General features: G+C 60.8%; 11 protein-coding genes. 10 read left to right on the top strand and 1 reads right to left on the bottom strand.

The window, feature by feature from the left end; translation table 11 throughout:
* Positions 1–87: 87 nt before the first annotated feature.
* From AC1D06_RS04525 to AC1D06_RS04505, 5 genes are all read left to right on the top strand, one after another.
* A complete protein-coding gene (locus AC1D06_RS04525; RefSeq protein ID WP_477883955.1) occupies positions 88–1386 on the top strand; it encodes a hypothetical protein in 1299 nt (432 codons plus the stop codon).
* Positions 1387–1479: 93 nt separating this feature from the next.
* The gene (locus tag AC1D06_RS04520; RefSeq protein ID WP_477985294.1) at positions 1480–2781 is read left to right on the top strand and encodes a hypothetical protein; all 1302 of its coding nucleotides are present in this window, start codon (positions 1480–1482) and stop codon (positions 2779–2781) included.
* A 98-nt stretch (positions 2782–2879) separates the two neighbouring features.
* Positions 2880–4166 carry a hypothetical protein gene (locus AC1D06_RS04515; RefSeq protein ID WP_477883951.1) on the top strand — a complete coding sequence of 429 codons (1287 nt, stop codon included), beginning with the start codon at positions 2880–2882 and terminating at the stop codon, positions 4164–4166.
* Between the two features lie 87 nt (positions 4167–4253).
* Positions 4254–5534, top strand: a complete 1281-nt coding sequence (locus AC1D06_RS04510; protein WP_477883949.1) for a hypothetical protein — start codon at positions 4254–4256, stop codon at positions 5532–5534.
* Positions 5535–5631: 97 nt separating this feature from the next.
* The gene (locus AC1D06_RS04505; RefSeq protein WP_477985292.1) at positions 5632–6915 is read left to right on the top strand and encodes a hypothetical protein; all 1284 of its coding nucleotides are present in this window, start codon (positions 5632–5634) and stop codon (positions 6913–6915) included.
* A 3-nt stretch (positions 6916–6918) separates the two neighbouring features.
* Here the strand turns inward: AC1D06_RS04505 and AC1D06_RS04500 are convergent, their stop codons facing one another.
* Entirely contained in the window at positions 6919–8463 is a 1545-nt protein-coding gene (locus AC1D06_RS04500) for a trimethylamine methyltransferase family protein (RefSeq protein WP_477985365.1), read from the bottom strand.
* Positions 8464–8754: 291 nt separating this feature from the next.
* Here AC1D06_RS04500 and AC1D06_RS04495 point away from each other — a divergent pair, with 291 nt between their 5' ends.
* The 5 genes from AC1D06_RS04495 to AC1D06_RS04475 all read left to right on the top strand — a co-directional run bounded on the left by AC1D06_RS04495 (position 8755) and on the right by AC1D06_RS04475 (position 14052).
* Complete coding sequence (locus AC1D06_RS04495; RefSeq protein ID WP_477883945.1) at positions 8755–9660, top strand: NAD(P)-dependent oxidoreductase; 906 nt, start codon at positions 8755–8757, stop codon at positions 9658–9660.
* 1 nt (position 9661) lies between these two features.
* Positions 9662–11281 (top strand): GMC family oxidoreductase, encoded by a 1620-nt coding sequence (locus AC1D06_RS04490; protein ID WP_477883943.1) that lies wholly within the window; start codon positions 9662–9664, stop codon positions 11279–11281.
* 62 nt (positions 11282–11343) lie between these two features.
* A complete protein-coding gene (locus tag AC1D06_RS04485) occupies positions 11344–12255 on the top strand; it encodes a LysR substrate-binding domain-containing protein (RefSeq protein WP_477883941.1) in 912 nt (303 codons plus the stop codon).
* A 120-nt stretch (positions 12256–12375) separates the two neighbouring features.
* Positions 12376–12588 carry a hypothetical protein gene (locus AC1D06_RS04480; protein ID WP_477883939.1) on the top strand — a complete coding sequence of 71 codons (213 nt, stop codon included), beginning with the start codon at positions 12376–12378 and terminating at the stop codon, positions 12586–12588.
* A 252-nt stretch (positions 12589–12840) separates the two neighbouring features.
* The gene (locus AC1D06_RS04475) at positions 12841–14052 is read left to right on the top strand and encodes an aromatic ring-hydroxylating oxygenase subunit alpha (protein WP_477985290.1); all 1212 of its coding nucleotides are present in this window, start codon (positions 12841–12843) and stop codon (positions 14050–14052) included.
* Positions 14053–14100 lie beyond the last annotated feature (48 nt).

Genomic DNA, 14100 nt, shown 5'->3' with positions numbered 1-14100 from the left:
AGCGGTGGTAAAACTGATATCGCCAAGAATCCCGTCCAACGCCGCAAGCCCACGTGAGCCTGCGGTTCTATCAAATCAAGGTGTTTCATGCGACTGCTTCCTGCCGGCTTGCTCGCTTTCGCCCTTTTCGGCATGTCGAGCTCAGCCGCCTTTGCCGATCAGGCGACGACCTATGCCGGCACGATCGGCAAGGCGAATATCATCGTCGAACTTCAGGCGCCGGGCAAGGATGGCGCTTTTGTCGGCCGCTATTCCTACATGGTCAAGGGCGTCGATATTCCGCTGCATGGAACGGATGCGAAAGGCAGTTTCACGATCGAAGAGGAAAAACCGTGCACCGACAAGATTTGCTGGACGTCGGTCAACAAGCTCCCTGAAACGACGCCGATCGGCGCGGAATGGTCGCTGAAGTCGACCAGCAGCGGCGATGGATTTGAAGGCACCTGGACGGACAAGGACAGCGGCAAATCGCTGCCGATCAAGCTTGCGAAGAAAGGTGCGCGCACGCTTTCCGGCACCGACCTCGATCCGACCTCGATCGACCTCTTCTTTGACGCCGGCGAGGATCAGATGTCCGCGCTTCTGGTACCGAAGGATCTGCCGTACGATTTTCTCAAGCTTGACCATCCGCTCAAGAAGGGCAAGGTGGTCAAGGTCGGCGACAGCGCCTATCGCATGGACCTCGACAGCCGTTCCGGTCTCTCCTTTCCAACGGTCACCAGGCTTGGAAAGGCCGATCCGGCTGCACTCGATCGCGGGCTTCTGGATCAGCGGCGACGGTGGCAGGACGTGGCTTTCGACTGCCTCTCAAAAGCCTATCGCGGAAACGGCTGGGTCGGCATGGGCGTCGAAGGAACGACCGGCTTGGATGGAGCCGAGGTTGCTGTCGACTATCTGACACCGCGGCTCATGGGGTTCACTGAAAGCGGCGACCAGGATTGTGGCGGTCCGCATCCCAACCATTTCGACGATCACTACCTTGTCGATGCCAAGACCGGAAAGCTGATGACGGAGAAGGACCTGCTTGCCGATTGGGTGGCGCGGGACTCAGAGGGCAATGTCGTCGATCCCGCCAAGGCGGCAGATCCGACTCTGTTGACCTGGGGGCCGGGCGACAAACTTTTGGATTATCTGGATAAAAATCGCTACGAGAGCCCGGAAGGTGCCGATGCCAATGACAGCGCTTCGGATGATTGCCGCACGGATGAAAACATGCACGGCAATGTCGGCGTCTATTTCAAGGGCAAGGACCTGATCTTCGCCCTCGTTCACATGCGTTATGAGGACACCGACTGTGCCGCCATCCTGGCAAAGGTGCCGGTCAAGGACGCCCGGCCTTTGCTGACGAAAGCGGGTGCGGCATATTTCACCGAATTCGATAAATAGCTTGGCGGCCAGGCAGCTTCCGAGTTTAGATGCGGGCGGAAACGTTATGGGGCTCGCCAACTGTCCGCTGCTGCCGGTCAATCAAGGTGTTTCATGCGACTGCTGTCTTCCGCCCTGACCGCTTTCCTCCTCGTAATCATCTGCACATCAAGCGCTTTCGCCGACGGCGCGACGACCTATGCCGGCATGCTCGGCAAGGTGCACATCATTGTCGAACTGCAGGCGCCGGGCAAGGATGGCGCCTTTGTCGGTCGTTATTCCTTCATGAGCAAGGGTGTCGATATTCCGCTGCATGGAACGGATGCGAAAGGCATCTTGACGATCAAAGAGGAAAAGCCGTGCACGCAGAAGACCTGCAACACAGCGACGAACAATCTCGCCGACCCAGGACCGATCGGGGCGGAGTGGTCGCTGAAGCCGACCGGCGGCGGTGATGGATTTGAAGGCAGCTGGACGGAGAAAGACAGCGGCAAGACGTTTCCGGTCAAGCTCGTAAGGAAAGGCACGCGCACGCTTTTGAGGATGGACAAAGACTCTCAGCTGGTCGGTGACGTCTTCAGCATCGACGAGGATGATACGTCTTCTGTTCTCACGCCGAAAGATCTGCCTTATGACTTCCTGAAACTTGATCGTCCGCTGAAGAAGGGGAAGGTCGTCGAGGTTGGCGACAGCGCTTATCGAATGGATCTCGACAGCCGCTCCGCCCTAGCCTTTCCGACCGTCACGAAACTCGGCATCACGGACCCGGCTGCGCTCGATCGCAGGCTTTTGGATGAACGGCGGCAATGGGAAGAAACCGCATTCGACTGCCTGTCACAAGCCTATCTCGGCAATGGTTGGAATGGCGACCGCGGCGAAGGAACCACCGGCTATAATGACGGCGCCGCGGAGGTTTCCGTCGATTATCTGACATCGAGGCTCATGGTATTCACCGAGAGCGGCGGCCAGTTCTGCGGCGGCGGGCAGCCCTACTTTTTCGACCGGCATTACATTGTCGACGCCAAGACCGGCAAGCTGGTGACAGCGACGGACTTGCTTGCCGACTGGGTGGCGCGCGATCCGAACGGCAATATCGTCGATCCTGCCAAGGCAAAAAGCCCGGGTCAGTTGACCTGGGGACCCGGCGACAAGCTTCTGGATTACCTCGATAAGCACCGCTACACCGGGACCGGCGGCGACAGCGATGAGAGCGCCTCCGACGATTGCCGCAGCAATGAATACATGCACGGCAATGTCGGCGTTTACTTCAAGGGCAGCGACTTGATCTTTGCCCTCACCGATTTGGGTTCTGACGAGGCCACCTGCGCCGCCATCCTGACAAAAGTACCGATCAAGGATGCCAGACCGTTCCTGACGGAGGCGGGGGCTGCGTATTTCGCTGAACTCGACAAATAAGCCGGCTCCCGGACAGCTTCCGAATTTAGACGCGGGCGGAAACGTAATGGGCCTAGTCTTGGCAACTGTACGCTGCTGCCGATCAATCAAGGTGTTTCATGCGACTGCTTCCGTCCGCCCTGCCTGCTTTCTTCCTCTTGACCATCTGCGCTGCAAACGCCCTCGCCGACGAGGCGACGACTTATGCCGGAACGCTCGGCAAGACCTCCATCGTCGTCGAGCTGACAACGGCGCATAAGGACGGCGCGTTTTTCGGCCGTTATGCCTACATGATCAAGGGCCTCGACATTCCGCTGCATGGGATGAAAGCGGGTGACGGCCTGACGCTGAAGGAGGAAAAGCCCTGTACGGACAAGAACTGCCGGATGGCTGCGGGCAATTTGACCGAGGACGCGCCGATCGGGGCGGAATGGTCGCTCAAATCAGACAGTACAGGGGAAGGGCTGGAAGGAATCTGGACGGACAAGGAGAGCGGCAAATCACTGCCGGTCAAGCTCTCCAAGAAAGGCGTGCGATCGCTGCCGGACGAGGTCAGCAGTGCTGACATGCTGGACCCCACTTTCAGCCCCGCCATGCAGCAGGACTCCACCGCTATTACAGCGAAGGATCTGCCCTACGACGTCCTCAAGCTCGATCATCCCGCGAAGAAGGGCAAGGTTGTCGTCATCGGTGACAGCGCTTATCGGATCGACCTCGACAGTCGCGCCAACGTTGATTCCCCTGTTGTCATCAGGCTTGGCAAGGTGGGTCCTATGATGCTCAATCGCCGGCTGTTGGACCTGCGGTTGCGATGGATGTCGAACGCGTTCCGCCTCTCTGACCAAGTTTATCTGACTTACGGCTGGAACGGCTCGGAGGGCACGGGAACGAATGAGCCCGATATCGGCTCGCTCCAGGTGACCGTGGATTATCTCACGCCGCGGCTGATGGGGATTACTGAAAGCGACGGCCTGCATTGGCCTAGTGCGCATTCCGACACTATCAAGACCCATGAATTTATCGACGTCAGGACCGGCAAACTGGCGTATGCAAAGGACCTGCTTCGCGATTGGGTCGCCCGCGACGCGGACGGCAATATCGTCGATCCAGCCAAGCTCGACCCTCAATATGCGCCCACCTGGGGTCCGAGCGACAAGCTCGCGCAATATGTGCTCGACCACCGCAACAAGAGCGACACGAGGTCCGACGACGATTGTGGCCTTCCGGATGCCGTCAAGACCAATCTCGACGTCTATTTCAGGGGCGACAAGATCGTCTTCGAACTGGTCGGCCCGCCGACCGAGGCCATAGGTTGCGGCGGTGATCTGGCCGAGATACCGATCAAGAACATCGGGCCTTTCCTGACGAAGGCGGGTGCCAGGTATTTTGCGGAATTCCACAAATAGGCCGGCGGGTCGCACGGAGTTCGAATTTAGACGCGGGAGGGAACGTTACGCACCCAAGTTTGCCGCGCAAATCAACCAAGGTGTTTCATGCGACTGTTTCCTTCCGCCCTGACCGCCTTCCTCCTCCTGACGGTCGGCATGCCAAGTGCCTTCGCCGATCAACTGACGACCTATGCCGGCACCCTCGGTAAGGCGAATATCATCGTCGAGTTGCAGGCGCCCGGCAAGGATGGCGCGTTCCTCGGCCGCTATGCCTACATGGTCAAAGGCATAGACATTCCACTGCATGGGACGCGTGCGAAGGATGGCTTCGTGCTCGAAGAGGAGAAGCCATGCACCGAGGCGCTTTGTAAGACTCTGAGTGGCGATTTTCTCGACAAGGCGCCGATCGCGGCGGAGTGGTCGCTGAAGCCGGACAGTTCCGGCGATATTCTCGTGGGAACATGGACGGACAAGGACAGCGGCAAATCGCTGCCGGTCAAGCTGTCCAGCGAAGACACGCGCGAGCTGGAGGACGACGTCACCGACTTCGACATGCTGGAGCCCTTCTCGGGGCTAGACCAGACCTCCACCATCGCCACGGCGGAGGATCTGCCCTACGATTTCCTCAAGCTCGACCACAAGCTGAAAAAGGGTACGGTGCTCGTGATTGGTGACAGTGCTTATCGCATGGATCTCGACAATCGCGTCGAGCTCGATTTCCCTGATGTCGTCAAGCTTGGCAAGGTCAATCCGGCGATGCTCAATCGCAGCCTTACGGATCAGCGGCTTCGGTGGGTGTCAATCGCCTTCGGCTGCTATTCCAGCGCCTATCTGGGTTACGGCTGGACCGACTCTGATGCTGAGGGGACAAATGGTTTCGAAGACGGCTCAGCCCGGGTGGTCGTCGATTATTTGACGCCGCGGCTGATGGGGATCACCGAAAGCGGCCGCTGGTATTGTGGCGGTGCCCATGACGATGACATCACGAGCCATATTGTTCTCGATGCAAGGACCGGCAAACTGCTACATGCCTGGGATCTGCTCAACGATTGGGTCGCCAAAGATTTTGATGGCAATCTCGTCGATCCCACCAAGGTTGACGACCCCAGCACGCTGACCTGGACCCCGGACGCAAAGCTCGTGCAATATGTGCTCGGTCACCGCAACGAGAGCGGCGCGGGCAAGGACAAGGACTGCCCCACCGCCGATCTGGTGAAGACCAATCTCGGCGTCTATTTCAAGGGCGACAAGTTGATCTTCGCGCTCGTCGATCTCCCGACGGTTACCGTTCTCTGCGGCGGCGATCTTTCGTCCGTGCCGATCAAGGAGGCCAGGCCGTTCCTGACGAAGGCCGGCGCCAGGTATTTTGCGGAATTCGACAAATAGGCCGGCGATGAGACAGCTTTCGAATTTAAGTGCTGGCGGAAACGTCACGCACCAGTCCTGCCGGCTGTCTACCGCTGCCAATCAATCAAGGTGTTTCATGCGACTGCTTCCTTCCTCCCTGACCGCTTTCCTCCTCTTGACCATCTGCACCCCAAACGCCTTCGCCGAWGAGGTGGTGACCTATGCCGGAACGCTCGGCAAAGCGAACATCATCGTCGAACTGCAGGTCCCCGGCAAAGGCGGCGCGTTTTTCGGCCGCTATGCCTATATGATCAAGGGCATCGACATTCCGCTGCACGGGACGAGCACCGATGGCGGCTGGACCATCGAGGAAGAGAAGCCCTGCACGGACAAGATCTGCAAGAAGGCAAATGGCGACGTGATCGACAATGCGCCGATCGGGGCGGAATGGTCGCTCAAGCCGGACAATTCAGGCGATGGCCTCGAAGGCACATGGACGGACAAGGACAGCGGCAAAACGCTGCCGGTCAAGCTGGCGAAACGCGGCGTCCGGACGCTGGCGGACGATGTCGGCAGCGTCGATATGCTGGACCCCAGTTCCAGTCCGGAGATGCAGGATAGCTATAAAATACTGACGGCGAAGGACCTGCCCTATGATTTCCTCAAGCTCGATCGGCCCTACAAGCAGGGCAAGGTCGTCACCATCGGCGACAGCGCCTACCGCATGGACCTCGACAGCCGCACCGGCTTGGACTTTCCGACAGTCACCAAGCTCGGCGATGCCGATCACACGGCACTCGACCGCGGGTTGACGAACCAACGGCTCCGGTGGGTGTCGGCTGCGTTCTGGTGCTATTCGGTGGCCTATCTCGGCTATGGCTGGTCCGGCTCGGGCGGCGAGGGCACGAGTGGCTTCGAAGATGGCGGCGCGCAGGTCACCGTCGATTATCTGACGCCGCGGCTGATGGGGATTACCGAGAGCGGCAGCCAATATTGCGGTGGTGCGCATCCCAACAATTTCGAGAGCCACCAGCTCATCGACACCAGAACCGGCAAGACGCTCGGCACCAAGGATTTCCTCAAAGGCTGGGTTGCACGCGATGTGGACGGCAATATCGTCGATGCTGCCAAGGCTGCGGACCCGGTCACGCTGACCTGGGGACCGGACGACGAGCTCGCGCAATATGTTCTCGACCACCGCAAGAGCGATACGAACACGGACGACGATTGCGGCATCCCGGATCTCGTCAAGACCAATCTCGGCGTCTATTTCAAGGACGACAAAATGATCCTGGCGCTGGTCGATCTGCCGAATGTCAGTTTTGCCTGCGGTGGCGATATGGTCGAGATTCCGCTCAAAGAGGCGCGGCCTTTCCTGACGGAGGCCGGCGCCAAATATTTTGCGGAGCTCGATAAATAGCGATCAGCAGTAGATCTGCCAGCGCTTGCGGATGGCGGCGTCGGCGAGCGGGTCGATGAGCGAAGGGGCCGCGTCCTGCAGGATGCGGTTCTTGCGCTCAATGGCTTTCTGGATCAGGTCCGGCTTGCCGAGTTCGACCCATTCCTTCGGGCTCGAACGGTTGGCGACAGCGGGATAGACATATTCCGTCTGCATCAGCGCCAGCGTCTGGTCGTGGCCGAGATAGTGGCCGGGGCCTTCCAGGCAGACCGAGCGCATGGTTTCGATCGAGACCGAATCTTCGGTCACATCGATGCCGCGCACACAGCGCTGCACCTGGCCGAGCAGGTCGTCGCCGAGCACCAGGGATTCGAGGCAGAAGCCGAGCAGAGAGGCATGCATGCCGACCGATTCATAGACCATGTTGAGGCCGGACAGGCCGGCGAGCACGTTGAGGATGCCCTGTTCCCAGCCGGCCTGCATGTCCGGCAGCTTGGAATCCGACATGCCGCCGGCAGCGCCGCCCGGCAGGTCGTAATAATGATGCATCTGGGCGCAGCCGGCGGTCAGCAGGCCCTGTTCGCCGGAGCCGCCGGACATGGCGCCGGTGCGCAGGTCGGAGACGAATGGCCATGTGCCGAAGATCGCCGGATGTCCGGGCGACATCGCATTGACATAGACCACGCCGGCAAGGCATTCGGCCACCGCCTGCACGATGGCCGTGGCCAGCGGTGCCGGTGCAGTGGCACCCGCCTGGCCAGCCGAGAGCAGCAGGATCGGCATGCCCTCGCGAATGCAGTGCTCCATGGTCATGCAGCTTTCGGTGGCGAATTTCATCGGCGGCACGACGAAGCAATTGGAATTCGACACGAAGGGCCGGGCGCGCCACTTGTCCTCGCCGCCGGCGATCATGTGCAGCATGTCGAAACCGTCGGTGACATGGGCCGGATCGGAGAAGCTGGTGCCGACATGCTTGGTGGTGCCGGCGCAGCAGGCGTAGAGCGTGTTCATGTCCATCATCAGATTGTCGGGAACGTCCCGGCAGACCATGGCGCGCTGGAAGAAATGGATGTTGTCGAGGTGATGGACGAGTTTTGACGCGGCCAGCAGGTCGTGCGAGGTGGATTCACGATATTCGCGCTTCTCGACGTCGACGATATGGACGGCGGCGCCGGCGGTGCCGAAATAGGTGCGGGTGCCGCTCAGCTCCATGTCGTATTTGGAATCACGGCCGAAGAGCGTGATGTTGCGGGCGGCCTTGGCAAGCATGTCTTCGACCAGCGCGCGGGGAAAGCGCAGGCGGCCGTCGTCGCCGAGAATGGCGCCGGCTCTGGTCATGATGTCGATACCGGATTGCGGCGCCTGCGACAGGCCGATCTGCTCCAGCGCGTCGAGTGCGGCTTCGTGGATGCGCTTGACGCCGGCATCGGTGAGCGGCTTGTACTGGCCGCCGGGCAGGCCGGGACGGATGGGGCGCAGGTTTTCGGCCAGCGGTGCGGCGCGGGCCGCGACACGGGCGGCGCGGCCGCCGGCGCGGCGCGAGGGGGCTACGGCACAATTGGCAGCGATATCGTCCATTTTATTCTCCTAAGCGGGAATTCCGGCATTGCCAGAAGCGCCACGCTCCGCCAGCGGACGCTAAATTCCCTCACTGTATAATTTGCGACGACTTTCACCCTGATCTGCGCCAAATCGCAAACAAAGGATAAGGCGGCAATGAGGCTGATTTTTTTGTGCTTTCAGGCAAGTTAGCGCATTTTACCGCGTTTGACACAAATAATTATGCCCCTTAGAACTTGAGATCGTCCATCCGGCGATGGCGACAGGCCGCAATTCTGGCGGCAGCGGTGCGGGGCGAACATGCATTATGGATTTATCGGGCTAGGCCATCTCGGCCGGTTTCTGGCTGGCTCCCTGGTGAAGGCTGGCTTCAAGGTGACGGTCAATGATCTTGATCGGGCGAATGCGGACGGCCTGATTGCCGCCGGTGCTGCCTGGGCGGCCGATCCGCAGGCGGTGGCGGAACAGGTCGATGCTGTCATCACCTGCCTGCCGTCGCCAAAGGTTTCCGAGGCGGTGCTGACCGGTCCGCACGGYGTCCTTGCCGGTCTGAAACCGGGTGCGACCTGGATCGAGATGAGCACGCTTTCCTCCGATGATGTCGGGCGGCTGGCGGGATTCGCTGCGGCGAAAGGCGTGCGGATGATGGAAAGCCCGGTCACCGGCGGTGTCCACAAGGCGGCCAGCGGCGAGATCACGGTGATTGCCGGCGGCGACAAGGATCTGTTCGAGCTGCACAGGCCGGCGCTCGAGGCGATGGGCGGTGAGATCTTCCATGCCGGGCCGCTCGGCAAGGCGGCGGTGATCAAGGTGATCACCAATATGCTCGCCTTCATCCACCTGATCGCCGCTGGCGAGGCGCTGATGCTGGCGAAGAAGGGCGGTATCGACCTGACCGACGCCTTCAACATCATCAAGGCCTCTTCCGGCAACAGTTTCGTGCACGAGACCGAGAGCCAGGTTATCCTCAACGGCAGCTACAATATCAATTTCACCATGGACCTCGCGGTCAAGGACCTGGGCTTTGCGCTGGGCTTCGGCAAGGAATTCGGCGTGCCGCTCGATCTTGCCAGTCATGCGATGCAGACCTTCATCCGGGCGCGGTCGCAATATGGCGGCAGCGCATGGTCGTCGCAGGTGGTGAAGCTGCTGGAAGATGCCGTCGGTACGGATCTCAGGGCGCCCGGTTTCCCGGCTGAGCTCTGATATGGCGCTCGCCTTCGACTATGTGATCGTCGGCGCGGGATCGGCCGGCTGCGTGCTGGCCGAAGCGCTGTCGCGCGACGGCAAGAGCACGGTGGCGATCGTCGAAGCGGGCGGGTCGGACAAGAAATTCTTCGTGCAGATGCCACTCGGCTACGGCAAGACCTTTTACGACAGGTCGATCAACTGGAACTACTTCGCCGAGCCCGATCCCGGCCTCAACGGCCAGACGGATTACTGGCCGCGCGGAAAGATCATCGGCGGCTCCGGCTCGCTCAATGCCATGGTCTGGATCCGCGGCGATCACCGCGACTATGACGGTTGGGCGGCATCGGGCAATCCGGGTTGGGCGTGGAAGGATGTCTTTCCTTATTTCAAGGCGCTGGAAGCCAACGAAGCCGGTGGCGACGAATGGCGCGGCACGGGCGGACCTGTGCATGTCACCGATGTGCGAAAACGCCTGCATCCGCTGACCGAGCGCTTTCTCAAGGCCGGCGTCGAGGCCGGCTTCCGGCTCAATCCGGATTTCAACGGCGAGAGCCAGGAAGGCGTCGGGCTCTATCAGATCAACACCAAGCACGGCTGGCGGTTTTCGGCGGCCAAGGCTTTCCTCAGGCCGGCGCTGAAGCGGCATAATCTGACCCTGTTCACGCGCGCGCAGGCGACGGCGATCCTGTTCAACGGCAAGCGTGTGCGCGGCATCGAGGTTATGCGTGGTGGTGCACGGCTGCCGATCACGGTGCAGCGTGAGGTCATTCTCGCCGGCGGGTCGCTCAACAGCCCGCAATTGCTGCAGCTTTCCGGCATCGGCCCGGCAGAGCATCTCAAATCGCTCGGCATCGACGTGCTGGTCGATAGCCCCGCGGTCGGGCATCATATGCAGGACCATCTCGGCATCAACTATGTGTTCAAGGCGAATGTGCCGACGCTCAATGAGGTGCTGAGGCCCTGGATGGGACGAATGCGGGCAGGCATGGAGTTTGTCTTCGGCGGCCGCGGGCCGCTCAGCCTCAGCCTCAACCAGGGCGGCGGCTTCGTCAAATCGCGGCCGGAGCTCGAACGGCCCGACACGCAGCTTTATATGCAGGCAATCACCACATTCACCGGCAAGAAGGGGACGCGGCCGCTTCTGGTGCCCGACCCGTTCCCCGGTTACGCGATTGGCGTGTCGAGCTGCCGGCCGGAGGCGCGCGGCTCCTGCCTGATCCGCGCCGCCGATCCGTTCGAAGCGCCGGCGATCCGTCCCAATGCCCATGGCACCGAGAGCGACGTCAGGGCTATGCTGTCAGGCGTGAAGGTGATCCGTAGACTGGTGGCGCAGCCTTCGCTTGCCGGAATCACCGTCGAGGAATTGCAGCCGGGTCCGGCCGTCTTGTCGGACGAGGCGTTGATCGACGACGTCCGCAACCGTTCCGGCACGGTCTATCATCCCTGCGGCACGGCGCGGATGGGCGCCGATATCCGGACCGGCGCTGTCGATGCGCGGCTCAGGGTGCATGGTGTCGAAGGGCTGCGCGTCGCCGATGCCTCGGTCTTTCCGAGCGTCGTTTCAGGCAATATCAATGCGCCCGTGATGATGGCGGCGGCCAAGGCTGCCGATATGATCCTCGGCGATCGAGGATAACTTCCCAAATGGAAAACATCTGGCTAGAATCTCAACCGACACGGACACAGCAAGCCCGCCCGATGAACGATCATAATCCCTTTGCCGGCTACCAGCTGCCGCCGCTGCCCTGGCTGCGCGCCTTCGAGGCCGCTGCACGGCATGAAAGTTTTACTCTCGCCGCCGCGGAACTGAGCCTGACACAGGCCGCGGTCAGCCATCAGGTGCGCTCGCTTGAGCGGCATCTCGGCGTCACCCTGTTCGAGCGCCTGCCGCGTAGCCTCAGGCTGACGGAAAAGGGCGCCGCTTATCTGCCGCCGCTGCGCAACAGTTTTGACGAACTCGCCGCAGCCACGGCCGGGTTGTTCGGTCCGGTTGGTAAGCGAACGCTGACGATTCGTGCGCCGATCTCCTTCATGGTCCTGTGGCTGGCGCCGCGGCTGCCGCGGTTTTCCAAGCAATGGCCGGATATTTCGCTGAGAATCTCGACCGTGGTCTGGGCGCCGGCGGCGAGCGACGACCTTGCCGATGTCGATATCCGCTTCGGCGACGGCAATTGGCCGGGTTTTCAGTCGACCATCCTGATGCGGCAGCCGGCGGTGCCGGTATGCGCGCCCGGCCTGGCGGAAGGCGAAGACGATGTTTCACGGCTGAAATCGATGCTTGCCAAGGCGCCGCTCATCCACGTTACCGGCTATGAGAATCTCTGGCAGCGGCTGGTCAAGCCGCTGGGCCTGACGCTGCCGCCTTCGGCCGGGATGAATATCGATACGACCGTCTCGGCGCTGGAAATGGCTGTGGCTGGAGTCGGTCCGGCGATCATCCAGCTCAACCTTGCCGAACCGTATCTGCGCGAGGGCCGGTTGGTGCGGCCGGTGGACATGGCGCTGCCGATCGACCAGTCGCACTATATCGTGCTGCCGGAGGGACAGAAGCGGCTGAAGGCAGAGGCGATCCTGTTCCGCGACTGGCTGTTCAAAGAAACTGCGTTATGACAAGAAAAACTTGCGTTTTTAAATATCGGATGATTTTGTCGGTAAAGTTAATTGGCGTTTATATTTGATTGTTGAAATATATCGGGCAATATCATTTTGGCACACCTCGTGGAGAACAGAATGATCATCTTGGCTGCCCAATATATTCAGACGTTGCGCTTCACCCACGACATCCCCGACCAGGCGGCTTGGGAAGATCGCCTTGTCGAGGTCGGTCTCGACCGCGAGGCGTTTCACATCGCCAATGGCGAAGGTGAAATAGTGCTGGAATTCTGGGAACCCGATCGGGTCGAAGCGCTACGCGTCCTGGCACGCCTCGACAGGCTGCAGTGATCCCGCTGCGGCGACGTCAGATTCGGCTGGTAAAGGCGAAAGCCGACGAGCGCGCGACCTGAAAAATCAAGGCGGCAACAAAAATTTTCCACATGCCATGGACCCTGGCATCTCCTTGACCGGACAGGAAAAATCCTGGCCGGTCAATTTTTTGTACGACCGATAAGGCGTCCGCGTTTCTTTCAAGCGGTTGCAATCTATTGCGAATTATGATTATTTTGAATGAACATTCAGCAAATATCGGAGCCTCAGATGAACGAGCTGGTGCGTGACCTTTCCGTCCCGAACGATTGGGACCGCCGCGGCCTGCCCGGCTGGACCTATCATAGCGATGCCCTGTTCGAGCTCGAAAAGCAGCATATTTTCCGCGAGCACTGGCAGCTTGCCTGCCATGTCTCCGACGTTGCCGCGCCCGGCAACTACCTGACGCTCGATATTGTCGGTGAGCGGGCGCTGATCCTGCGCGGCCAGGACGGCCAGCTGCGCGCCTTCAACAATGTCTGCCGGCATCGCGGCTCGCGGCTGGTGGCCGATGAGCACGGCAGCTGCCGCAATGCGCTGGTCTGTCCGTTCCACGGCTGGGTCTACAATCTCGACGGCACCTTGCGCGGGCCGTCGCGGCCGAACTCCTTTCCGCCGATGGACAAGGTGGCTTTCGGCCTGATCCCGCTCGAGCTCGAAATCTGGATGGGCTTCGTCTTCATCCGCTTCGAAAAGGGGCCGCAGCCCTCGGTGGCCGAGGTGCTGAAACCCTTCTCCGAGGAGCTCGGCCATTACCTGCCCGAGACGGTGGTACCGACCACCGGCATCTGGACGCAGACGTCGGAAGTCAACTGGAAATCGGTGCGCGACGTCGACAATGAGGGCTACCACGTCGCCATGGCGCATCCGGCGCTGCAGGACCTCTACGGCTCCACTTATTATGACGAGCCCTTCGTCAATGGCATCTGCCGCTCGTTTGCGACCTACAATCCGCATGCCGGGCGGCGCTGGAGCGTGCGCAACTATGTCAAGATCAGCGAGGAGGCCGGGCATCTGCCGGAGCGGCTGAAGAAGGCCTGGATCTATTACGGCATGTTCCCGAACCAGGTGATCGCAGTGACGCCCGAGACGGTGCAGTTCTACCAGGAATTCCCGCTGTCGAAGGGTCGGTCGCTGCTGCGTGGCGGCGTCTATTGCTATCGCGAGGAGAGTCGTCGCGGTCGCGTGGCGCGTTACCTCGCCACCCGCATCGACCGCGACACGCAGGCCGAGGACGTCCAGCTGACCATGTGGTCGAACGAGGCGATGGCGTCGAAGCAGTTTTCCAGCTTCTATCTCTCGGATCTCGAATATGGCGTCCGCACCCATCATGATCACCTGCGGGCCGTGCTGCCGGTGATGACGCTGGAGAAGGCGCCGCACGAGAGCGAGATTGCCGGGCTGAATGCCGAAATGCGCAAGGCGGCGGTGATGGTTGGGTGATTGTTCCCCTGCGGCAGCCTATGCCATTGCTCCAGCCACCAAATTGCC

It is taken from the genome of Rhizobium sp. P2_G2, from assembly GCF_056403555.1.
This window is presented reverse-complemented; position numbering and strand designations above follow the sequence as displayed.